We start from the raw sequence: 22,068 nt of genomic DNA on the forward strand, positions 1-22,068 counted from the left end.
CCATGCAGCGCCCAGCCACGACCACCCCGCAAGCCCTGTTGAAGGCAGCGCTTGGCCGTTGGCGTGAATCGCTGCTGGTGCTGGCCTGCCTGGGCACCGCGGCGTTTCCAGAGGCAAGCCAGGCCGCGGAATCAGAAGCCAGCGAAGCCGCGATCCAGGCGGCTTACCTGTTCAACTTTGCCCGGTTCACCGAGTGGCCCGCCAGTGCTTTCGTGACCAAGACCGCGCCGCTCAATTCATGCCTGCTGGGCCGCAGAGAGGCTTTGGCCAACGCCATGATCAGCCTCAATGACCGGCCCGTTCAGGGCCACCCGCTGCGCTTCTTCCAGCCTGAACGGCCCGAGGAACTCAAGTTATGCCACCTGGTTTTCATCGCCGAGACCGACAGCCGGCGGCGCGCCCAATATCTGCAGATGCTGGCCACGCAACCCACGCTGACGGTCAGCGACATCGAAGGCTTTGCGCAGGATGGCGGCATGATCCGGATCATGCGGGTGGGCACCCGCTTGCGCTTCGAGATCAACCGCAACCAGACCCAGAAAAGCGGCTTGAAGCTGGCCGCCGACCTGCTCAACCTGGCCACCAACATCGTGGAACCTGAGAGCGGGGCCAGCCGATGAACCCCTGGATCCACCCCCGTCAATGGAGCTTCAGGCGCAAGCTTTCCATGGTGCTGGCCGCCTCGACCATGTTGGCGGCGATCGTGCTGTTCGTGGCCACCACCATCCTGGACCTGCGCTCCGAGCGCAACCGGCTGTACACCAACACCTCCAGCGTCACGCAGATCCTGGCCTTGAACGCCCGCGCTGCTTTGGCCTTTGGCGACTCGGACGCGGCCCGCGCCGTGCTCAACAGCCTGAATGCCTTGCCCGAGGTCAGCCAGGCCATTCTGCTGGACCCCGCTGGCCGAAAGCTGGCCATGTTCGCCCGTGCCGAGATGTACGTGGAAGACACGCCGGGCGCGAGCGACGAATTGATCAAACAAGCCATCCATGTTCAGCAAGAACAGTCATTGCGATACGACTGGACCGCCTTGAGCCTGGCCCAGCCCGTGGTGCTGGACGGCGCGCGCGTGGGCACCTTGCTGGTCGAGGTCGATCCCCGCCACATGCTGCAAGGCATCTACTGGCGCGCCGGCCTGTTGCTGAGCCTGAGCCTGCTGGCCTCTCTGGCCGCCATGACGGTATTGCTGCCCCTGCAAAAAAGCGTGATCCAGCCAATCGTCAAGCTGGCCGACAGCATGCAAAAGGTCTCGCAAGACCACCAGTACGACCTGCGGGTCAAGACCCACCACCGCGACGAGATTGGCTCGCTCTACCAGGGCTTCAACGGCATGCTGGAAGAGATCCAGGCACGCGACTCGACCCTGGCCGCTTACAACGCCTCGCTGGAAGACACCGTGACCATGCGCACGGTCGAGTTGCGCCAGGCCAAGGACGCCGCCGAAGAGGCCAACCGGTCCAAGTCGCAGTTTCTGGCCAACATGAGCCACGAGATCCGCACACCCATGAACGGCGTGCTGGGCGTGCTCGACCTGCTCAACGACAGCCTGCTCAATGACCGCCAACGGCATTTCGTGGGCCTGGCGCGCTCGTCTGCCGAATCCTTGCTGGCCATCCTCAATGACATCCTGGACCTGTCCAAGATCGAGGCGCAAAGCATGCGCCTGGAGTCCATCCCCTTTGACCTGGGCGAGTTGGCCGAGGAAGTGGCCGGCCTGTTCGCCCAAGAGGCGCAGTCCAAAGGGCTTGAGCTGATCTGCGAAGTGACCCCCGAGGTACCACCGTTGCTGGTTGGCGACCCGGTGCGTGTTCGTCAGATCCTGGCCAACCTGATGTCCAACGCCATCAAGTTCACCACCGTGGGCGAGGTCATCACGCTGGTCAAGATGACCCCGGCGGGTGACGTGGAGCTGACGGTCCGCGACACGGGCATCGGCATCCCGGTGCCCGTCCAGCAAAAAATCTTTGAGGCCTTCGCGCAGGCCGACGAATCCACCACGCGCCGCTTTGGTGGCACGGGCTTGGGCTTGAGCATCACGCGCTACCTGTGCGAACTCATGGGTGGCCGCATCAGCCTGAGCAGCATCCCCACGCTGGGTTCGACCTTCGTGGTCAGGCTGCCCTTGCCTTCCTTGGCACGCCCCGCCTTGACTGCACCCGAATCGGTTGAAGCACCCGAGCCTTCGTCGCCCCTCGCAGGGCAGCGCGTCCTGGTGGTTGAACCTCACCCGGCCACGGCCGCCCTGCTGGTCCGCTACTTGAAAGCCATGGGGATGGTGACCACCTCGTGCCCGAGCGACCACGAAGCCGCCAAGCTGATGGCCGAAGCCAGTGCGGCGTTTGACCTGGCCGTGCGCTGCAACAGCGCCGGCTCCAGCGCACCGGCTTTGCTCAGGCAGGTGCCCACGGTGTTGTTGACCTCGCTGGAGGGCGACTTCTCGTCCGACCCGGAAGCCAACCGCCCCGCGCCACTCGTGTGGCTGAGCAAACCCATCCGGCGCCGCAGTTTGCAAGAAGCCTTGCACAACGTATTCCAACGGCAACGGGCGACCGACCCGCAGTGGAGCCGCGCGCCCTCACCCGTCAAGCCCGCGGCCAGCGTGCGTGTGCTGCTGGCCGAAGACCACCCCGTCAACATCATCGTGGCCGAAGAGCAGTTGCGCCAACTGGGCTGCGATGTCGTCATCGCCAACGATGGCGCTGAAGCCACGCAACTGTGGTCCACCGCCCAGCAGTCACAAACCCCGTTCGACCTGGTGCTGATGGATTGGCACATGCCCGTGCTGGATGGCCTGGGCGCCACCGAGGCCATCCGCTTGTACGAGGCACAACGTGAGCTCAAGCCCACGCCGATCATCGCGCTGACCGCCAATGCGATGAGTGAAGACCGCGAACGCTGCCTGCAAGTCGGCATGGACGACCACCTGGCCAAACCGTTCGGGCGCGCTCAGTTGGCGGCACTGCTGGCGCGCTGGGCGCCGGGCTGGCGCGAGCCTCGGCGATCACGCCGCGGGCCCAATGCCCCCTCGGTTGCGCTGCCCTGATCGGATCGCGCTACATTGACCAGGTTGCACTGCCTTCCCCAGGAACCTGATCATGGCCAGCCCCCGCCTTCCCACCTATTTCATTTCGCACGGCGGCGGGCCCTGGCCCTGGATGACGGCGCAAATGAACGGGGCTTATGACCAATTGGAAGCCTCGCTGAAGGCTGTGCCCGGCCAATTGGGCCAGACGCCCAAAGCGGTGTTGGTCATCTCCGGCCACTGGGAAGAGCCCGAGTTCACGGTGATGGCCGCGCCCCAGCCCCCCATGATCTACGACTACTCGGGCTTCCCGCAGCACACTTATGCCATCACCTACCCCGCGCCGGGCTCACCGGCATTGGCCGAGCGCGTGCAAACGCTAATCAAGGCAGCGGGTTTGCCAGCGCGCTTGGACGCGCAGCGAGGCTTTGACCATGGCACGTTCGTGCCGCTGTTCTCCATCTACCCAGAGGCGCAAGTGCCCGTGCTTCAACTGTCCATGAAAAGCAGCTATGACCCGGCCGAGCACCTGGCCCTGGGCCGAATCCTCGCGCCTTTGCGAGACGAAGGCGTGCTCATCATTGGCAGCGGCTTGAGTTACCACAACCTCCGCGCCTTCGGGCCTGGCGGCCAGGCAGCGTCCAAGGCCTTTGACCAATGGCTACAAAGCGCCTTGGTCGATTCAAGCCCGGCCGAACGGTCCCGGCGCTTGCTCGATTGGGCTTCGGCACCCGCCGCTCGCACGGCGCATCCGCGTGAAGATCACCTTGTGCCGCTGATGGTGGCAGTGGGCGCCGCCGAAGGCGAAAGCGCCCAATGCGTTTACCACGAAGACAACCTCTTCGGCGGCATCACGGTGTCCAGCTTCATGTTCGGCGAAGGTCATGCCCCATCCTGAACAGGACGTGGCCCAGCATGGCTTGGGCCAATTCGTGTTCACCGATGAAGATCTTGCCCACTTCGTCTTGCTCCAGCAAACGGCCTTCGGCCTCGTTGTGGGTGCGCACCACCACCTCAATGGCGGGGTTCAGGGTGCGGGCGATCTCCACCATCTTGCGCACATTGAACGAGTCGGGCGTGGCAATGACCAGCATGCCGGCCCGCGCCACGTGGGCCTGGATCAGCACGGACGGGTCAGATGCATTGCCCCAGACGGCCGGGATGTTGTTGGCGCGCAGTTGCTCCACCACTTCGCGGTTTTCCTCAGCCACCACAAAAGGCAGGTTGCGGTCGATCAGGGCCTGGGCAATGCGGCTGCCCACCCGGCCGTGGCCCACCAGAACCACCTGCCCCGTGAGCACCGATTGGGGCACGGACATGGGCAACTCGGCAAGAGGGTCGTCGCGCAGTTCCAGGCTGCGCGCCAGCGCCGAGCGGGACCTGATCCAGTTCTGCGCCGGCTCAATGGCCGCGAACAGCAATGAATTCAACGCGATGGAAATCAGGGCACCGGCCAGGATGAGGCTGTAGCCTTCGGGCGTCAGCAATTTGAGTGTCACGCCCAGCCCTGCCAGGATGAACGAGAACTCGCCGATTTGAGCCAGGCTGGCACTGACCGTCAATGCACTGTTGAGCGGATAGCGGAAGGCCAGGACCAGCGCCATGGCAGCGAGCGTCTTGCCAACCATGATGATCGCCACCACGACCAGCACCCTGAGTGGCTCTTGCAACAGCACGCTGGGGTCGAACAACATGCCCACCGACACAAAAAACAGCACCGAGAAGGCATCGCGCAGCGGCAGGGATTCTTCGGCCGCGCGGTGGCTGAACTCCGACTCGCGCATCATCATGCCGGCGAAGAAAGCGCCCAACGCGAAGGACACGTCAAACAGCTTGGCCGAACCATAGGCCACGCCCACTGCCGTGGCCACGACGCACAGCGTGAACAACTCGCGGGAACCGGTCTTGGCCACCAGCCACAGCACCTTTGGGAACACACGCCGCCCCACCACCAGCATCAGCGCGATGAAGGTGGCCACCTTGCCCAAGGTCAGGCCCAGGGTGAGCCAGAGGCCTTGGCCGGAGGCAGCAGCATGCGGGTCGACCGTGCCGCCCAACATGGGTGCCAGCGCTGGCAGCAGCACCAGCACCAGCACCATGACCAGGTCTTCCACCACCAGCCAACCCACGGCGATGCGGCCGTTGACCGATTCCAACACGTTGCGCGCCTCCAGCGCCTTGAGCAGCACCACCGTGCTGGCCACCGACAAGGACAGGCCAAACACCAGCGCGCCACCCAGGCTCCAGCCCCACAACATGGCCGTGCCCATGCCCATGGCGGTGGCCACCGTGATCTGAAGAATGGCCCCTGGGATGGCAATGCGCTTGACGGCCAGAAGATCGGCCAGCGAGAAATGCAGGCCCACGCCCAACATCAACAGCATCACCCCGATTTCGGACAACTGCCCCGCCAAGTCCATGTCTGCAACGAAACCGGGGGTGGCAGGGCCGATCACGATGCCGGCCAGCAGATAGCCCACCAAAGGCGGCACTTTCATGCGCGAGGCGATGAAGCCAAAAATGAGGGCAAGCCCAAAGCCTGTGGCAATGGTAGAGATCAAGCTGACGTTATGGGGCATGCAGAAGAAGCTCCTGTGAATGGGTGTTCAAAGGTGCAGTCTATCGGCAGTGCGCCAATGCGGGGCTCAGGGTTCGATGCGGGGCTGGCCGTTGAGTTGATGGCGCATCTTGGAGATCTCGACGTAGACATCCTTGCGCACACGCGAGATGCCACCCAGTGGGCGGTGTTCGGCAATCGAATGCCAAGGCGTGAAGGAGCGGATTTCGCAAGCTTCACCCTGCTCAGGCACCTGGGCGCTGATCTGGATCTTGGCCACCGGGATGAAAGGTGAATCTTTTTCTTTCCACTCGATGGTGGGGTCTTCAATTGGCATGGTGCTGGGCTTGACCCGCGTCTGAACCATGAAATCGAAGCAAGCGCCACCCGTGGCCAGTTGCGAGGTCAAGTTGTCGCCCAGGCGATCCTTGGTGTCGGACGTGGTGTTGAACGTGCTGCCCGCGCAGGGCTTGGCCGAGAACTTCATCTGCTGGGGGCCCAGCTTGGAGGGCGTGGTGCTCCAGTATTGCGAGGCCAAGGGGTTGACCACCTTGCGGCCCTGGATGGCCAGCAGGATGGCGGTTTCGTGGAACAGGTGCGTCGCCAGCCAGCCGGCCGCGGTGAACCCATTAGTGGACATGGCTTTTTGGAACACCACGTAGTCGTCTGCGTCGCGGATGAAGAACACCGGGCTGTTCATCATCAGGAAGTCCTGCGTGCTGGCCGACTGCTCATCGCTCAGCAATTTCTGGCCGCCCACCCCCATGACCTTGACCGCCATGCCGCGGGCGTCGCCAGTGTGGTCGTCCTGGCTTTGGCCGGACCCGTTTGAAAAACGGACCACCGCGTTGTAGGAACGGGGCGTGGCGAACAGGCCCTGCGCCAATGCTGGTGGCAGTTGACCCAGCACGGTGAACGTGGATTGCACACAGCCATGCGCCTTGCGATGGGCATCGCGGAAGGCGTGGCCGTTCTCATCAAAGCCCTTTTGAACCATGGCGCGGATGCCCGTGACCATGGCGGCCGTGGCCTCCGCCTCGCCAGCGGGGATCAGCTCGCCATCGGCTGACGGGGTGGCTGCGGCCCAAACTTGGGGGGCCGTGGCCAGCAAGCAGGCATACAGCACTGTTGACAGAACGCGGGGGGTGGACATGGATGAACCTCCGATTTGTTTTAGATCGTTAAATGAGAAACGATCAGATCTCAGGAGGATAAGCGGTGCCGCTCATTTAACCCATAAGGGAAAGTATCCCAATCCGGCTTGAACCGTGTCGTCATGGGCGGGCACCACCACCAGCGCAGGGTCTTGCTTGAGCAGTTCGCGCATTTGCTCGATGGTGTGCTGGGTTTGCCCGCGGTCCTTGTCCACGATCAGGCTGGCGGGCCAGAACTTGGGCCTGCCATCCTTCAAGGCGTCGGCCCGCCAGACCGCATCGCCGCAGAAAAAGAAGCGTTTGCCGGAATCCACGGTGACAAACATGCCAATGGACCCCGGCGTGTGGCCGAACATGGGCACCAACACCACCGTGCCATCGGCAAACACATCAATGCTGCGATCAAAGCCTTTGTAGGGCTGCGGCTTGAAGTCGAGCGCCTGCCAGCGGATGGACTTCAAAGACACCTGCGAAGGCCAACTGCCGCCCAGGCCCGGCGCGGCGTGTTCCACCACGTGCAGCTCCTCAGGCGCGGCCCAGACCACGGCCTCGGGGAAATCACCCAGCCCGCTGGCATGGTCCCAGTGCGCATGGCTGAGGAAGATGCGCTCGATCGGCGGGATGCCGGCCTGGTCCAGCTGTTGGCGGGCAGGCACCACCGGGTCTTCGTACTTGAAGAAGGCCCGGGCCCACCAGGGCATGTCTTGCTGATACTGCTGGGCGACTTTGCTGCCCAGGCCCGAATCGAAGAGGAAGTGGGTCTGGCCATGCTTGACGAGGATGGCTGAGAAATTGCCGTCGACCTTGGTGGTGAAGCCACCGCCCGACACCATCATGCCTTTGAGCGTGGTGGTCTTGCCGGTTTTGACGATGGCAAATTCGACGCCAGCTTTGGCTTGCGCGTGAACCGACCAACTGGCCAAAGCGATGATGAGGGACAACAAGTACTTGAACATCAGGATGCTCCCTTGGCGGAATGGATGAGGATGGGCAGGTGGGTTTTGAGGCGGCGCAAAGGGTCGCAGTTGTGCTGGGCGCGGGCGAGCAGCAGGGCGCCTTCGATCAGCATCAACAGGTTCTCGGCCAGGAAGGACGCCTGGGCGATGCCATGCCCGCTGAAGTAGGCCTGCAGGCCGTCCTGCCATAGGCGATAGGCGCGCGCACAGGCCTCGCGGATTTCGGGCGTGAGAGAAGCCTGCTCCAGCGTGGTGGTGGCCACGGGGCAGCCTTTGGTGAAGTTGGAGGATTCCAACTCCGCGATGAAGAAGTCGATGACCGCCACCATGGCCGACTCCGGATGGGCGTGTGGCAAACACAGCGCCGTCAAGGCTTGGGCCAGCTGACTGGCCGACTGGTCCAGCGCGGCCACGGCCAGTGCCACCTTGCCCCCCGGGAAGTAGTGGTACAGCGAACCCTTGGGCGCGCCACTTTCGGCCACGATCTGGTTCAAGCCAGTGTTGTGGTATCCGGCGGTTTGCAGCAGACGCGCGGTGGTGTCGATCAAACGTTGTCGGGCATTCATGGCGTAATTATAACGACTGGTCTATATACAAAGCAAGGCCGCGCGGCTGCAAGGTTGATGGCGGCATGACACCATGCCCCTCACGAAGATTTGCGCAGGTCTGGAGAACTCATGAAATACCGCGAACTGGGCCGCACTGGCTTGAAAGTCAGCCTGATCGCTTTGGGCACGATGACCTGGGGCGAGCAGAACACCGAGGCCGAGGCCCACGAGCAGTTGGATGTGGCGCTGGATTCGGGCATCAACCTGATCGACACCGCCGAGATGTACCCCGTGCCGCCCAAGCCCCAGACCCAGGGCTTGACCGAGCAATACATCGGCACCTGGCTGAAAAAGACTGGCCGCCGCAACGACATCGTGCTGGCCACCAAGGCCGCCGGCCCCTCGCACCAGGCCGCGCGCCCCTCGCACATCCGCGGCGGGCGCCTGAATTTCAACCGTCAAAACCTGTTCGAAGCGGTGAATGACAGCCTGAAGCGCCTGCAGACCGAGCACATCGACCTGTACCAATTGCACTGGCCCGACCGCCCCACCAACATCTTTGGCCAGCGCAATTACGAACACATCAAAGATGTGGTGACCGTGCCGATCCTGGAGACGCTGGAGGCGCTGCAAGACCTGGTCAAGGCCGGCAAGATCCGCCACTTCGGCGTGTCCAATGAATCGCCCTGGGGGCTGGGCAAGTTCGTTCACCACGCCGAGACCCGCGATCTGCCGCGCGTGGCCAGCATCCAGAACGCCTACAGCCTGGTCAACCGCAGTTTCGAGACCGGCCTGTCGGAGATGTCATTGCGTGAAGACGTGGGCCTGCTGGCTTACTCGCCGCTGGCCTTTGGCGTGCTCAGCGGCAAGTACCTCAATGGCCAGCGCCCAGCCGGCGCCCGGTTGACTTTGTTCGACCGCTTCACGCGATACCACGGCGAGAACACCGGGCTGGCCACGCAGGCTTATGTGGATCTGTTCAGGCAGCACGGCATCGACCCCGCGCAAGGCGCCCTCGCCTTCGTGAACAGCCGCGACTTCGTCGCCAGCAACATCATTGGCGCGACCACCTTGGTGCAATTGCGCAGCAATATTGCCAGCGTGGATGTGACTTTGCCGCAGGCGGTGCTGGACGGCATCAACGCCATCCACGACCGCTACCCGAACCCGGCGCCTTGAACAATCAATCAATCAGGCTTGCGTGGGCCGATAGCTCCAGCGCGGGATCAACAGCAAAGCCGCGAACGAGGCCACCGCAATCACGATGGTGATCCACACCATCACGGGGTTGTTGGCCATGCGTTCGGGGTAGATGCGAAGCATGGCACCAATGCCGATGGCATTGCCACTGGCCACCAGCACCGCCGCAGCGTAGTCGTGAAAGCGCCGTGCTCGGTTGGCGCCATGGGCCCACTTGGGGTCGGTGTTGTAGCTGGGCAGTTCACTGCCTTCATTGCCCAGGCGCTCCAGCGTGGACATGAAATGGCGCAGATTGGTGATGGCCCGCTCGGCCTTGTAGTTCAGAAAAGCCAGGCAGGTGGAGGCCACTGGAAAGCCCAGCACCAGCCATTCGATGGGCAACTCGTGCGAGCCCGCCCCCGGTTTGAGCGCCACCAGCGCCGCCAGCAGTCCAACCACCAGCGACACGTACAGCGACAAGGATTGCTGCCGCTGGCTGATGCGCGCATTGACCTCTTGCGAGGCTGCGATGAAGCGGTAGTTGGCGTCGACCAGGTGCTGTTTTTGGCTCATTGCGCTGGATCTTAAGGCTTGATTGCCTCGGCCAGGCGTTCGGCGGCCCAGGGCGCGGATCAGCCGCATCCCGTCCTCGTGCCTGATGTCGTCGTGTTGCCGGGGCCAAGTCGGGCTTGGTCCACACAAAGCCTTGCTGAAACTGCAGCAAGCGCACTGCCTTTAAATGCTGGCTTTGCGGCATCGGCGACACGCAAATCACCAGCATTGATCGATGTTTGCACGCAAGAGACGCCCTCTTCATCAGATATACGTGGAAATGAGCTAGAGCTTTGGCACAATCACGCTGCCCGCTTTCGGGTGCAACGGATAAAAGCGTCACATGAACAAAACCGAACTGATCCAGCATTTGGCCACCAAGCATGACCTGACCAAGGCCGATGCTGGTCGCGTCCTGGAAACCTTGCTGGACGTGATTGTCTCCACCGTCAAGAAAGGCGACTCCTTGACGATCCCTGGATTCGGCTCCTTCAAGCAACACGCCCGCGCTGCCCGCAGCGGCGTCAACCCCAGCACTGGCGCCAAGATCAAGATCGCCGCCGCCAAGCTGCCCAAGTTCACGCCTGGCGCCACCTTCAAGGCCGCCGTCGACCCGAAGGCCGCCGCCCGCAAGGCTGCCAAGGCACCTGCCCCCAAGGCTGCTGCTAAAAAGGCCCCTGCCAAGAAGGCCGCTGCCGCCAAGAAAGCCAAGAAGGCTTGATTGACCTGAGGTGCGGGGCTCAACGCGGGCCCTGCACTCTTGCACGCTTCCCAAGCATGCATATGCCAATCGCTTCGTTGTGAACACCTGGCCTGGGTGGATACCCTCAGTCCATCACACAGCAACAACGAAGCCGCCCCATGACCATTTCCGCCATCAATGTCCGCAATCAGTTTCGCGGCAAAGTGCGAGCCATCATCGAAGGTCCAGTGGTTTCAGAAATCGAGGTCGAAACCCCTTCCGGCCTGATCGTCTCGTCAGTCATCACCACCCGGTCTGTCAGGCAACTCGGCCTGGTCGAAGGCTCCGATGTGATCGCCCTCGTCAAATCAACCGAGGTGTCGATCGCCACCCTGTGATGCAAGGCGCTCTGCCAATGCGGCACACCGCGCGCATATGCAGACCTGGCCACGCTGATCCTCGGGCACCCGCGCCAACAGCGCCGCACTGAACGTGGCCTGGTGGCACCAGCACGAGCCCGCATCTGCTCCCGCCGCCACCGCGCAAGCGTTGGGGCCGCCGCAAAGGGGGCAATCGGTTTGGAGCAAAGTCATGCATGCACTTTATCTGATGCCGGTCGCCGCGTATCTTTAAGCAACAGGTGTGTGAGAGTCGCGCGCTGCCGAGGGCCGCAGCGCCCACTTCGATGCATCAACTTACAGATCAAGCTGGGTCGACGTTATGGTCGCCACCTTGCTTTAATGGAGGTTGGACATGGAACAAATGATGCAAGCTTATGCAGGGCGCGATGCGGTGATCGTGCGCGTGCCAGTGGGCGGTCGTGGCGTGCGCGTGCTGGTGTCCAGAGAAGCCCTGGAAGAACGGTTCGCCGCAGGCCCCGCGCCACAAGACTGGGTGTATGCCTACCAGTCACACGCCGAAGTGATCGATGCAGTGGTGCGTGCCAAAGTGGCCAAGGCCAGCCCCGAACCGGTGGTCATCTCCAAGCATGATTTTCCGCTGGTGCAGTGAGCGTCATTTCAAGTTCGTGATCGCCAACATGATGATCACGAACAAGGCGACACCCGCATCCACCCACCAATCGCCAAGCAGGCGATCCAGGACGGATTTCTCTGATTTGCGTCTCATGGTGTGAACCCCTTTCACTCGCATGGCATGACTCAGAATTGATGCATCAGCGCCATGGTGCTGGTGCTTCGCGGAAAGCGATTGTTCATCCGAACTGGGCCACTTGCAAACCACTTTCGACGCGAGAAGGGCCTTTCAAAAACCCATGCAATTGGCGTAGTAAGTGACCGTGCCAGGCCAGTCGGAAAACACCCCCTCGACACCCACTTTGCGGGCCAGTACATCCAGTGCCTTGAGCATGTCGCTGTCCTTCTTGATGGCTTTGCCTTCGGGGTCGAACTGGTAGTAACTGCCCTGCCCAGCCGCACCTTTGGTCAGGTTCACGCGCTCGAACGACCAGGTGATGATCCGGAAGCCCGCGGCCTTGATGTCAATCGCATAGCTTGAGGGCACGACCTCGTTGGCATCGTTCACGGCCAGCAGGGCCCACATGGGTGGCGCGATGATCTGGACGCCCGCTTTTTTCAGCTCGCGCAAACGTTCCTTGCTCATGCGCTCGATCTTGAGCGAAGGCTCGATCGGGTCCAGGTAAACCGCTTGCTTGCCAAACGCCGGCTCCTGCTTGATCCAGTACAGCACGTCGTTGATGTTGAAGGACTGCGCGTACACCTTGCGAGGATCAACACCCGCGTCCTTGTAGGTGTCGATCAGTTTTTGAGCGTACTGTGCCTGGCCGCCAAAGATCGACTGGATGCGAGCAGCATCGCCGTCCTTCAACTCAGGCGTTTGTGACACGCCCCATTGCTTGACCAAGGCGATGTGCTCTTTCAAAGTCACGACATTGCCAGCTGGGCGGCCGGTGTACAGATCAGTGCGCCAATTGGCCGTGCCCCCCAGGTAGCCAGCAGCCGTGGTGGCGGCCGGATTGCTGGCGTCCATCTTGGCCCTCAAGGATCTGAACTCGCTCAAACTGATGTCGCTGGTGCAACACTTGGGGGCCGGGCCACCGGGTGTCCAAGGCACCGTGCACGAGGCATTCAAGGGGGTGTTCACGATGTTGGTGGTGGTGTGCAGATCGCACTCCGAATGGCGGCACACCAGTTCGCCATCCTTGGTGAAGCTCACATCGCATTCGATGATGCCCGCGCCCATCCGGTTCGCGGCCTCGTAAGACTCGCGCGAGTGCTCAGGAAACTCCAGCGGGGCACCACGGTGGCTGATCGAGAACTGGCTGCGGTAGAACGGCCCGGTCTCGCATTGCTGCAATCGGCTTTTGAGCTTGCCATCGTCCAGACCATCCACCAGGTAGAAGGGGCGCACGCCCACCTGCACGTTGGTTTTCTCGCCATGGCGATGAGGCCTGTCATCGTCAGGCCGGTCGCCGGCCCAGGCCGCGCCGCTGGCCCATGCCGACGCTGCCAGGATCGTTGCGCAGATCAAACGTTGGAGCTTGGCGTTCATGGTGGCTTGTCCTGATTTGATGGTTGGTGATGCCAGCGAATTCTTGACGCGGCTGCCCGACAACCATGTGACAGGGCCTGATCATTTCGGCGCCAAATTCACGGTTGACACAGCCCTGATTTATTGTATAAATCGTTTATATCAATTCATCAAACTGTCATCATGAGCAATACCGATACCGAGAACGTCAAAACCAAGCCTGAAGCCAAGGCAGCCAAGCCTGCCGCAGCACCCGCCAAAAAAGTGGCTACCAAGAAGCCCCCGAAGGCGAAGGCTGCTGCCCCGGCCCCTGCTGCCAAGAAAGCCGCACCGCGCGCCGCTACCGCCAAGCCCACCGTGGTGGCCACCACACCCGTCAAGATCAACAGCCCGGCCAAGGTCAAGCAAAAGCTGGTGCGCGACAGCTTCACCATGCCCCGTGCCGACTTCAGCCTGATCAACTCGCTCAAGGAGCGTGCCCTGACCTTTCGCCGCCCCACCAAGAAAAGCGAGTTGTTGCGCGCCGGGCTTCACGCCTTGTCATCACTGCCTGACGCCAAACTGAAGCTGGTGCTGGAAGGCCTGGTTCCGCTGAAAACCGGCCGACCCAAGAAGGGCGAATGAGCCATTCGGCTCATGCCTGAACCTGCGCCAACACCATGGCCAAGCTCTTTCGCCTCGACAAACGCAGCTTTGTTCCGTCTCAAACGCCCCAGCGTTTGACGGGCCATGACGCGCCCGAGGCCCTGATCGAGCTGAGCGATCTTCAGCGCATCCTCGACGAAGCCGGCTCACAGGTCGAGGTCACACAGTTGTGCGAGGTGCAAGCCGGCCCCCACCGTTTTCCGGTGCAGGCCATCGCTTTGGGCAACCCCAGCAAGCAAGTTCCTGCGGTGGGCTTCTTCGGTGGGGTGCATGGCCTGGAGCGCATTGGTTCGCGCGTGGTCATGGCTTACCTGCGCAGCCTGGTCATGCGCTTGAAATGGGACCACCAACTGCACCGCCAGCTGGAATCCATCCGCCTGGTGTTCATGCCCATCGTCAACCCGGGCGGCTTGTGGGCCGGCACGCGCGCCAACCCCCATGGCGTCGACCTCATGCGCAACGCGCCCGTGAACGCCAGCGAGGCCGTGCCCTTCATGCTCGGTGGGCAGCGGCTCAGCCCCGCCCTGCCCTGGTACCGAGGGCCCGCTGGCAAACCCATGGAGCTGGAAAGCGAAGCACTCTGCCGGGTCGTCGAGCAAGAGCTGCTCAGCCGCCGATTCAGCATGTCCATCGATTGCCATTCCGGCTTTGGCATGGCTGACCGCATCTGGTTTCCACATGCCCACACCACCCGGCCCATCAGGCACCTTCCGGAGATGCTGGCACTCAGCCAGATCTTCGACCAGGCCTACCCTCATCACCGCTACGTGTTCGAGCCGCAAAGCCGGCAGTACCTCACCCACGGTGATCTCTGGGACCATCTGTACCTGCGAGCTTGCGCCCAAGAAGATAGAACCCTATTGCCTCTGACCTTGGAGATGGGCTCCTGGCTCTGGATCAAGAAAAATCCACGGCAGATCTTTTCCAAACAAGGCATCTTCAACCCCATGGCCGAGCACCGGCAGCAGCGCGTGTTGCGCCGCCACATGGCCTGGCTGGACTTCATCACCCACGCTGCGGCCAGCCACGCCAGCTGGGTGCCCGAAGGCCCAGCCCGGCACGCCCACCGTCAAGCCGCCCACGAACGCTGGTACGGATGACTGGCCCAACCCACGTGCCCGAAACCTGGATCTTGCTGCGCGGACTGACCCGCGAACAAAGGCACTGGGGTGACTTTCCTGGTTTACTGGCCGCCGAGCTGCCAGGCGCCCGCATCGTGCCGCTGGACTTGGCGGGTAACGGCCGCTTGTGCGCGCTGCCCAGCCCAGCCACCGTGCCCGACATGGCTGAGCAATGTCGAGCCGAACTTGCTCGCCAAGGCATTGCGCCGCCATACCACGTGCTGGCCATGTCGCTGGGCGCCATGGTGACCACAGCCTGGGCGCTGGCCCATCCGCACGAAATACAAGGCTGCGTGCTCATCAACACCAGCATGCGCCCTTTCAGCCCGTTCTACCGGCGCCTGCGGCCTCGCAATTACCCATTGATGCTCAAGCTGGCTTTGCTCGGCGGCATGGCCAGGCAATGGGAAGAAGCCATCATGGCCATCACCACGCACCACCCACCCCAGCGCGAGCAACGTTTGCGGGACTGGATCGCCTACCGCGACGAGTGCCCCGTCTCGCGCGCCAATGCACTGCGCCAGCTGTGGGCTGCCGCACGCTACACCGCGCCCATGGAAGGGCCCTCAGTCCGCACCTTGATCTTGAGCAGTACGCAGGATGGCCTGGTCGCGCCCCAATGCTCACGGCAACTGGCCGCCTGCTGGAACACCGACTTCGCCGATCACCCCAGCGCGGGCCACGACCTGCCGCTGGACGATGGCCTCTGGGTGGCCTCGCAGGTCAAGAAATGGCACGACGCCGGGTCAAGTCACTGAAGAAACGTCCAGGCGTTTGGCGCCAGGCACCTCGATCACCACATCAGACAAGGGATAGGCCACGCATGGCAGGATGTAGCCGTCGCGCTTTTCTTCCTCGCTCAAGCCGGGCCACTCGATGCGGTACGCCACTTGGCCGTTGACCAAGCGGCAAAGGCAAGTCCGGCAGGTACCGTTGCGACAGGAGCGCGGCAACTCAATGCTGGCGGCCAACGCGCTCGCCAGCAAAGTTTGGTCGGCCGACACCGGCAGGTGCATGCCCATGGGCTCAATGATCAACTCATGCAGGCCTGCACCACTGACTTCGCTCATCCATCGCTCCAAACACGGGCACGCCGTTTGCCAGCCGAAGCAGGTAATGCCCTGGAAACCAACGTGAACGATACCCTGCAATCCACCTCTTCCCCAAGCACCACGGCGTATGAACCCGTGTCTTCCCGGGCCTACCGTTGTCGCTGTGGGCGTCCCGTGTTCTTTCGCAACTCCGTGTGCCTGGCCTGCAAAACACCCTTGGGCTACGAGCCCACCCAGGCGCGCGTCATCCCCCTGGACCCTGCCGAGGAAGCCAACGTCTTCGTGCGAGCAAGCCCGCTCCAAGGCCAAGATCAGGATCTGGACCAGAACCAAGGCGAAAAATACGTCCGCTGCGCCAACTTCGCCAGCGCGGCCGAGTGCAACTGGCTGCTCCCCCAGTCACAGGCCGCCCAGGGCGTCACCCTGTGCCAGGCCTGCCGCCTGAACCGCACCATTCCCGACTTGTCCGACCCTGAGAACCAGGAGCTGTGGCGCCGTACCGAGACGGCCAAAAGGCGGCTGGTGTCTCAACTGATCGCCTTGAAGCTGCCCGTGGCCTCCAAGGTTGGAGAGGATCCTGAACGCGGTCTGGCCTACGACTTCCTGCGCTCACAGCCCACCGAACCCAGGGTGATGACTGGCCACGACAGCGGACTGATCACCATCAACCTGGAAGAAGCCGACGATCCCACGCGCGAGCGAACACGAAAAAGCATGGGCGAACCCTACCGAACGCTGCTCGGTCACTTCCGCCATGAGGTCGGTCACTATTACTGGGATCGCCTGGTGGACCACACTGATTGGCTCGAACCCTACCGAGCCCTCTTTGGCGATGAACGCCAGGACTACGACGAAGCCGTCAAAGTTCATTATCAAACAGGCGCCCCGCTGGACTGGGGCGTGCATTTCGTCAGCGCCTACGCCTCTGCCCACCCTTGGGAAGATTGGGCCGAAACCTGGGCCCATTACCTGCACATGGTGGACACCGCCGACACCGCCGCCAGCTTTGGCATTGACCTCACGCGAATCGGCCTGGAAACCGAACCCTTTGACACCGAAGTGCTTTGGAACAAGGACACAGGTGCTGAAGGAGACGCTTTCCTGGCCCTGGTGAACGATTGGGTGGGCCTAACGGCCGTGATGAACGAGATGTCGCGCAGCATGGGGCAGCCCGACTTCTACCCCTTCGTACTGTCGCGTGAGGTGGTCACCAAGCTGCACTTCATCCACTGCGTGATTCACGCTGGCTGGCAGTAGGCTGCGTCTACCCGTTGGGTGCGCCTTGCTGCTCGCCCCATGTGCCCACCTCAATCTCAGCCCACTCTTCGGGTGGGACATGGCCGCGCACGTCTTGCCACAACTCCACCGCCACCAAGGTGGCCAAGCTGGGGCGCAACTGGGGGCGCAGCTCAGCAATGCGCTGCGCGCAACGCTGGATCCAGGTGGTTTTGGGATGCGCATTCATACTGTTATTTTATACAGTATTTCATCCAAACTACCCTACCCACATCACGATCAAGGTTCCTGCCAAGGCCAATGCCGCGCTGATGTCGACCACCCAATCGCCCAGCAGACGTGAGAACAAGGACTTGGATGAGGTGGGCTTCATGCTGGGCTCCATATCTGGTGGTTGGTCAACACAAGGGATCTCCAGATTGGCTTGCTCGTGTGACACGGGGAAGACAGACCATGCTCACCATGGCCTAACCGGGGCACACCCTGTCTGGTTTGGGCGCTGGTTGCCACTACCATGGCCTCACCATCTTCCCGGAACAGAGCCATGACCATTGAAGAACGCATCGACAAGCTGGAAGAGGACATCGCGCAGCTCACCGTGCAGAACAGCGAGCTCGTTGCACTGCTGCAAAATTTGGGAGGCCACCAGCGGATGTACCACGCGGCCATCGAATCGATCATCATTTCCCATCCTTATCCCCAAGCGCTGCGGCCCGTGCTTGAAACGCTGCTGGCGGCGGTCGATGCGGCCATCGTGGCCCGCGCCGAGTCCGACGACCACCTGGAAGGCGCGCAAGCCAGCCAGGAATGCTTGATGGCCGCCCTGGAGGAAGCCGAGCGCTTGAGTGAGCTTGAAGACGGTGAAGCCTGACACGGCTTGCCCACATTGCTGCGTGCTGACTACCAGGGCCACGTCAAAATTCCCACCACGGTGCACAGCATCAAGCCGAAGTCCAGGCACCAATCCAAATCAATGCGCCCTGCCTGGGCCCTTCTGGCGCCCCCGCTCCGCTCCTGTGGAGCCCGCAGAACCTCGGCTCTCGGGCGGTATCCCCAGGACACCACCTCGAGGTAGGCGCGACGCTCAGCGGGAATGATTCCTTGCTCGTCCTCCCAGAGGTCTTTGGCCGCCAGGGCGGCAACGCGAGGGCGCAACACGGGCTGAAGCTCCATCAGGCGCTTAGCGCATTGCTCAATCCATTGGTCTTTAAGTGACGCTTTCATACTGTATATTTGTACAGTATTTTGGCTTGCTTGTGAAGCGCTTATGGAGTTTCCACAATGCTGCCCGAACTACTTGACTTCAGCTTTCCAGGCACACCCAAACAAAGGAGCCAGCCCCATCAGGGCAAAGGTTCCAGGTTCAGGCACCGCCGGAACTCGATAGCCCACCCCTTACGGACGTCCAGAGTGTTCTAGGTGTTGCCAGGACTGAAGCCACGCTTGACACTCATCGCATCTTCAAACCTAGCCCACCCAGAGGTCCTTATGCTGCGATGTCTGCTTCTATTCGTTGCCTTCATCGGCCTGTCCCCTGTGGCGTTCGCACAGGTCTGCTGTCCTGGCGGGTGCGTTCAAGATGGGGCCCGTTGTATTCGGACAGGTCCGACTCCTTCGACTTGCCCAGTTCAGGCATGCCCACAGTCAAGGCAATCCACGAGAACTCCGGCCATTACCGGTAGCGGTGGAAGCGTTCGGTTTCCGACCAGAGAAGGCCAGCATCTGTGCTGTGACCCGACACGCGCCCCAGGTGGGAGCTATACCAAGACTTGCCGCGACTTGGAGATGCGATGCGTGAATGCCAATGAACTCCTGGCGACATGCGGAAGCGGCCACGGATGGGTCAGGAGCACGTTGCCCAATGTCAACTCCTGCCTAAAAATCGAGAACATCAACGGAGAGTTGAAGTGCAAGAAGCGCACGAAGAGGCCTCGCACGGAATGCTAGTTTGCATGTAGAGGGGCCTGCAATCCAGCGCTCAAAACAAAATCCCCCTAGGAGAACTATGCCTCATAGGGGGATTTGAATTTGTGGGGTGGCTGATGGGAATTGAACAATTCAATGAAGACCTGATGCAGCCTGGGTTTTCAAAGTCAAAACCACCGCTGTTCCCCTACCTGTTCCCCTACAGCGCAGGCCCTCTTGCGAGACTCTGACAGTGGGCCCAACATGTTGCACGCGCAATCCGCCAAGAAAACGAACCGTGCTTTCGAAGTCGCGCTAACGCACGATATCTTCCAACGAGAGCAACTCAGCATTACTACTTTTTACGCCGACGAGAACTTCCTCATCGCGATCAATATGCCGCCTGCGGGCGAGTCGTCTGGCAACGCCGCCCCTCAATGAATCAAAGTCTCCAAGGCTCACCCTTTGGCCGGACACTGTCACGGTAAACGTCAGCTGTGTCAGCCGCTCAACTTCGGCGATCGACACCTGGAACGTCATGTATGGTGATGACAGCTGATCAACGGTGCCTTAGCGCGAGAGACATCTGCGCGCAGCCGGACCGCCTCCAACTGAGCGAGCAGGGTCTGCGTGGCCACAGTCCAATCAAAGCGACCACCAGGGCGCCCAGAGCGAACGCCGACCAGAAGATCGCTGTCATGACAATGACTCGCTCATGGGCGGCCGCGGGTTCAAACAAGGACGGCCACGACAGGCCGACGCATGGACAGTGGCATCGCCGGCCCGCGGCCGAAGCGCACCACCAGATCCGGCCGTTGGCTGCCCAGGCCGAGCGCCCGTGCGAACTGAGGCCGGATCGACCCGACCTCGACGGGCTGATTCAGGAAGGCGTTGCGCAGGCCCAGGGCGCTGGCCTGCAAGGCAAAGCGCTCGTAGCAGCGGCCCGCTTCGATCCAGTGCGCTTTGTCGCTGGCGTCGGAGGCAAACACGGCGATACCAGCCGAGTTGCGGATCTGCCGCGCGTAACGATCATTCTCGGACTTCGGCGTGTAGAACAGGCCCATGGCGCGGCTAGCCAGCCAGCGCGGCATGGTCGGATTGCCGGTCGTGGCCGCAAACAGGCCGTCACCTGTGCTTTCAGCCTCGCCAGCGCTGAACCGGATCCATTCCTTCAATTCGGCAACGAATGCGGGATTGTCCATCTGTGCGGTATTGCCCGCGACCACGTACGCCAGCACCTTTTCCATGGCTGCGCGTCCGGTCAATAGCATCACGCGCACACCGTTGCCAGTACCTGCCCGCTCCAGAAGCCGAAGCTCGTCGTTTGAAATGGGCTTGCCGTCGTAGTCCCCACGGGTGCATTGACGCTTGGGGATGACCTGGAACAAGGGCGTGACCGAGGCCCGAGTGGCTTCCAAGTGCACGGTGATGGCGCCCTGACCCCCAGGATCAAAGCGGGCGTTGGCCTGCATGCCAGCGGCCAGCGCCGCGTGCGCCAGGTTCTCTGTGGCGCAGCCCAATGAAACGTAGAGGTGGTGGTCGTCGGGATCGACAGCAGGGCAACGCCGAGACAGGTCGGGGGCGATCACAATGGCCTGGTCCTGCAGGTGAAAGGTCCAGCATTGGGTGTTGTGGCTTGATGGCGCCAGCGTCGCGAACCTCACCAGTTCACGCATCAGAAACGCGCGGTCGCCGTCGGCGCCTGCAAGCGGGCGGCGCAGTGCGCGAGCCGCGTCTTGCTCGTTCGAACTTGATGAACACGCCACCAGCGCTGGCGAAAGTACGCCGCAGGCAGCGGCACCGAGGACGACTTGTCTGCGCATCAACATTGTGACTTTCGTTGGTGGTTCAATGGGGGGTGCATCAACCTGCCTCAGGAGCAAGCAAATCTGGCCCTAGTGCCTGCCATGCCTGCTCTCTAAGATCTGCAGGAACTTGGTGTCATGCGCACCTCACCCAAGCACCACCCGCTCGTGCCCGTGCACAAGCGCTGTGTCGGACCGGCAAATGGCGCTGTGCAATGAGTAAGGCATGGATCTGTTTCTGGCTGGGCTGCTTTTCAGCTTGGGCGAGCACGGTGGATTTCTCACATGGCCTTTGACTCGGACACCGTAGCACGCGAGGGCCTCAATCAGCGTGCGCTAGGGCGCATAGGGGCTGAAGGGCGAGGTTCGAAGGCCATTCGCCCCCGAGACGAGGCTGCGCGGCCGGGGAAGGCACTGACCTTGCGCCCTCTGGTGGCGTGTCTGGCTGCGTCATGGACGGGCTCATCGGTGGCAGCAGTCGCGTTAGACCGGTCATGGCCGGGTCTCAAAAAATTGCGAGCTTGACGGACTGTCCAATGGGCCAGTAACCTCACCACAGAAAACTGCATGCCCAATTTGGGATATACATGCCATCAAGCCCCACTTACTGCTTGCACCGCAAACACTTGGTGAGTGGGCCGCATCCAGGTGATGCGTCATCCTTGACGCATATCCGTTCACGGCATCACCTTCGGTGAGGCCTAAATTGAAGTGGGCCTTGCCCCCTCAGCTGTCCCTCTACTAAGGAGTAGTTCCATGTTCGATCACATTGGCTTTGGCGTTACCGACTATGCGGCGAGCAAAGAATTTTTTCTCAAGGCGCTCCAGCCACTGGGAATCAGCATCGTCATGGAAGGAGAACATGGTATTGGCATGGGGTCGAACGGGAAGCCCTCCCTGTGGCTGTACCAAACCTCCGAGAAACCAGCGCCAATGCATCTGGCGTTCACAGCCGAGAATCGCAAGCAAGTCCAAGACTTCCATCGCGCCGCCCTTGAAGCTGGCGGCCAAGAAAACGGGGGCCCTGGCCTGCGTCCGCACTATCACCCAAACTACTATGGTGCGTTCGTCATTGGGCCCGATGGTCACAACGTTGAGGCAGTCTGCCATCGCCCCGAGGCCTAGCTCGCTGCCGAAATGCCA

25 protein-coding genes are annotated in these 22,068 nt (G+C 61.9%); 14 read left to right on the forward strand and 11 right to left on the reverse strand.

Annotation, left to right across the window (positions count from 1 at the left end; translation table 11 throughout):
- Positions 1 to 2: 2 nt before the first annotated feature.
- The 3 genes from LQ232_RS15070 to LQ232_RS15080 are packed head-to-tail and all read left to right on the forward strand — an operon-like array spanning position 3 to position 3,923.
- Positions 3 to 620, forward strand: coding sequence for a YfiR family protein (locus LQ232_RS15070; protein WP_230181165.1), 618 nt, complete (start codon positions 3 to 5; stop codon positions 618 to 620).
- Positions 617 to 3,046 carry an ATP-binding protein gene (locus LQ232_RS15075; protein WP_230181166.1) on the forward strand — a complete coding sequence of 810 codons (2,430 nt, stop codon included), beginning with the start codon at positions 617 to 619 and terminating at the stop codon, positions 3,044 to 3,046. Before LQ232_RS15070 ends, LQ232_RS15075 begins: the two co-directional genes overlap by 4 nt.
- Before the next feature lie 52 nt (positions 3,047 to 3,098).
- Positions 3,099 to 3,923, forward strand: a complete 825-nt coding sequence (locus LQ232_RS15080; RefSeq protein WP_230181167.1) for a class III extradiol ring-cleavage dioxygenase — start codon at positions 3,099 to 3,101, stop codon at positions 3,921 to 3,923.
- Here LQ232_RS15080 and ybaL read toward each other — a convergent pair.
- The 4 genes from ybaL to LQ232_RS15100 all read right to left on the reverse strand — a co-directional run bounded on the left by ybaL (position 3,892) and on the right by LQ232_RS15100 (position 8,258).
- Positions 3,892 to 5,604: a YbaL family putative K(+) efflux transporter gene (gene ybaL, locus LQ232_RS15085; protein WP_230181168.1), complete on the reverse strand. Its 1,713-nt coding sequence runs from the start codon at positions 5,602 to 5,604 to the stop codon at positions 3,892 to 3,894. The genes LQ232_RS15080 and ybaL overlap by 32 nt on opposite strands.
- A 66-nt stretch (positions 5,605 to 5,670) precedes the next feature.
- Positions 5,671 to 6,735 carry a catalase family protein gene (locus tag LQ232_RS15090; protein ID WP_230181169.1) on the reverse strand — a complete coding sequence of 355 codons (1,065 nt, stop codon included), beginning with the start codon at positions 6,733 to 6,735 and terminating at the stop codon, positions 5,671 to 5,673.
- 72 nt (positions 6,736 to 6,807) lie between these two features.
- On the reverse strand, positions 6,808 to 7,692 hold the full coding sequence (locus tag LQ232_RS15095) for an MBL fold metallo-hydrolase (RefSeq protein ID WP_230181170.1): 885 nt from the start codon (positions 7,690 to 7,692) through the stop codon (positions 6,808 to 6,810).
- On the reverse strand, positions 7,692 to 8,258 hold the full coding sequence (locus LQ232_RS15100; protein ID WP_230181171.1) for a TetR/AcrR family transcriptional regulator: 567 nt from the start codon (positions 8,256 to 8,258) through the stop codon (positions 7,692 to 7,694). The genes LQ232_RS15095 and LQ232_RS15100 overlap by 1 nt, the downstream gene beginning before the upstream one ends.
- Before the next feature lie 111 nt (positions 8,259 to 8,369).
- On the opposite strand from LQ232_RS15100, the gene LQ232_RS15105 reads away from it, so the two are divergent.
- Positions 8,370 to 9,419: an NADP(H)-dependent aldo-keto reductase gene (locus LQ232_RS15105; protein ID WP_230181172.1), complete on the forward strand. Its 1,050-nt coding sequence runs from the start codon at positions 8,370 to 8,372 to the stop codon at positions 9,417 to 9,419.
- A gap of 12 nt (positions 9,420 to 9,431) precedes the next feature.
- Here LQ232_RS15105 and LQ232_RS15110 read toward each other — a convergent pair whose 3' ends face one another.
- Positions 9,432 to 9,992, reverse strand: coding sequence for a hypothetical protein (locus LQ232_RS15110; RefSeq protein ID WP_230181173.1), 561 nt, complete (start codon positions 9,990 to 9,992; stop codon positions 9,432 to 9,434).
- Positions 9,993 to 10,314: 322 nt separating this feature from the next.
- Between LQ232_RS15110 and LQ232_RS15115 the strand changes: the two genes are divergently transcribed.
- Complete coding sequence (locus LQ232_RS15115; protein WP_230181174.1) at positions 10,315 to 10,692, forward strand: HU family DNA-binding protein; 378 nt, start codon at positions 10,315 to 10,317, stop codon at positions 10,690 to 10,692.
- Between the two features lie 140 nt (positions 10,693 to 10,832).
- Entirely contained in the window at positions 10,833 to 11,051 is a 219-nt protein-coding gene (locus LQ232_RS15120) for a molybdopterin-binding protein (RefSeq protein WP_230181175.1), read from the forward strand.
- Here the strand turns inward: LQ232_RS15120 and LQ232_RS15125 are convergent.
- Complete coding sequence (locus tag LQ232_RS15125) at positions 11,022 to 11,246, reverse strand: cysteine-rich CWC family protein (protein ID WP_230181176.1); 225 nt, start codon at positions 11,244 to 11,246, stop codon at positions 11,022 to 11,024. The two genes, LQ232_RS15120 and LQ232_RS15125, sit on opposite strands and share 30 nt — an antisense overlap.
- 160 nt (positions 11,247 to 11,406) lie before the next feature.
- On the opposite strand from LQ232_RS15125, the gene LQ232_RS15130 reads away from it, so the two are divergent.
- The gene (locus LQ232_RS15130; protein ID WP_230181177.1) at positions 11,407 to 11,664 is read left to right on the forward strand and encodes a DUF1488 family protein; all 258 of its coding nucleotides are present in this window, start codon (positions 11,407 to 11,409) and stop codon (positions 11,662 to 11,664) included.
- Positions 11,665 to 11,916: 252 nt separating this feature from the next.
- Here the strand turns inward: LQ232_RS15130 and LQ232_RS15135 are convergent, their stop codons facing one another.
- Entirely contained in the window at positions 11,917 to 13,182 is a 1,266-nt protein-coding gene (locus LQ232_RS15135; RefSeq protein WP_230181178.1) for a glycerophosphodiester phosphodiesterase family protein, read from the reverse strand.
- A 162-nt stretch (positions 13,183 to 13,344) separates the two neighbouring features.
- On the opposite strand from LQ232_RS15135, the gene LQ232_RS15140 reads away from it, so the two are divergent.
- From LQ232_RS15140 to LQ232_RS15150, 3 genes are read left to right on the forward strand one after another with little or no spacing between them, the layout of a single operon-like run.
- The gene (locus LQ232_RS15140; protein ID WP_230181179.1) at positions 13,345 to 13,785 is read left to right on the forward strand and encodes a hypothetical protein; all 441 of its coding nucleotides are present in this window, start codon (positions 13,345 to 13,347) and stop codon (positions 13,783 to 13,785) included.
- 35 nt (positions 13,786 to 13,820) lie between these two features.
- Complete coding sequence (locus LQ232_RS15145; RefSeq protein WP_230181180.1) at positions 13,821 to 14,906, forward strand: M14 family zinc carboxypeptidase; 1,086 nt, start codon at positions 13,821 to 13,823, stop codon at positions 14,904 to 14,906.
- On the forward strand, positions 14,903 to 15,685 hold the full coding sequence (locus LQ232_RS15150; RefSeq protein ID WP_230181181.1) for an alpha/beta fold hydrolase: 783 nt from the start codon (positions 14,903 to 14,905) through the stop codon (positions 15,683 to 15,685). The genes LQ232_RS15145 and LQ232_RS15150 overlap by 4 nt, the downstream gene beginning before the upstream one ends.
- Here LQ232_RS15150 and LQ232_RS15155 read toward each other — a convergent pair.
- Positions 15,674 to 15,997, reverse strand: coding sequence for a 2Fe-2S iron-sulfur cluster-binding protein (locus LQ232_RS15155; protein ID WP_371820255.1), 324 nt, complete (start codon positions 15,995 to 15,997; stop codon positions 15,674 to 15,676). The genes LQ232_RS15150 and LQ232_RS15155 overlap by 12 nt on opposite strands.
- A 63-nt stretch (positions 15,998 to 16,060) precedes the next feature.
- On the opposite strand from LQ232_RS15155, the gene LQ232_RS15160 reads away from it, so the two are divergent.
- Positions 16,061 to 17,236 carry a putative zinc-binding metallopeptidase gene (locus LQ232_RS15160; RefSeq protein WP_230181182.1) on the forward strand — a complete coding sequence of 392 codons (1,176 nt, stop codon included), beginning with the start codon at positions 16,061 to 16,063 and terminating at the stop codon, positions 17,234 to 17,236.
- A 7-nt stretch (positions 17,237 to 17,243) separates the two neighbouring features.
- On the opposite strand, the gene LQ232_RS15165 is transcribed toward LQ232_RS15160, so the two are convergent.
- Positions 17,244 to 17,444: a hypothetical protein gene (locus tag LQ232_RS15165; RefSeq protein WP_230181183.1), complete on the reverse strand. Its 201-nt coding sequence runs from the start codon at positions 17,442 to 17,444 to the stop codon at positions 17,244 to 17,246.
- A gap of 315 nt (positions 17,445 to 17,759) precedes the next feature.
- Between LQ232_RS15165 and LQ232_RS15170 the strand changes: the two genes are divergently transcribed.
- Complete coding sequence (locus LQ232_RS15170; protein WP_230181184.1) at positions 17,760 to 18,086, forward strand: hypothetical protein; 327 nt, start codon at positions 17,760 to 17,762, stop codon at positions 18,084 to 18,086.
- Positions 18,087 to 18,508: 422 nt separating this feature from the next.
- Here LQ232_RS15170 and LQ232_RS23660 read toward each other — a convergent pair whose 3' ends face one another.
- Positions 18,509 to 18,607 carry a PEP-CTERM sorting domain-containing protein gene (locus tag LQ232_RS23660; RefSeq protein WP_371820256.1) on the reverse strand — a complete coding sequence of 33 codons (99 nt, stop codon included), beginning with the start codon at positions 18,605 to 18,607 and terminating at the stop codon, positions 18,509 to 18,511.
- Positions 18,608 to 19,384: 777 nt separating this feature from the next.
- Here LQ232_RS23660 and LQ232_RS15175 point away from each other — a divergent pair.
- The gene (locus LQ232_RS15175) at positions 19,385 to 19,561 is read left to right on the forward strand and encodes a hypothetical protein (protein WP_230181185.1); all 177 of its coding nucleotides are present in this window, start codon (positions 19,385 to 19,387) and stop codon (positions 19,559 to 19,561) included.
- A gap of 290 nt (positions 19,562 to 19,851) precedes the next feature.
- Here the strand turns inward: LQ232_RS15175 and LQ232_RS15180 are convergent, their stop codons facing one another.
- Entirely contained in the window at positions 19,852 to 20,949 is a 1,098-nt protein-coding gene (locus LQ232_RS15180) for a Tat pathway signal protein (RefSeq protein WP_230181186.1), read from the reverse strand.
- Positions 20,950 to 21,681: 732 nt separating this feature from the next.
- On the opposite strand from LQ232_RS15180, the gene LQ232_RS15185 reads away from it, so the two are divergent.
- A complete protein-coding gene (locus tag LQ232_RS15185) occupies positions 21,682 to 22,050 on the forward strand; it encodes a VOC family protein (protein WP_230181187.1) in 369 nt (122 codons plus the stop codon).
- Positions 22,051 to 22,068: the final 18 nt, after the last annotated feature.

This window comes from Aquabacterium sp. CECT 9606 (assembly GCF_918741295.1).
GTDB lineage: Bacteria > Pseudomonadota > Gammaproteobacteria > Burkholderiales > Burkholderiaceae_C > Aquabacterium.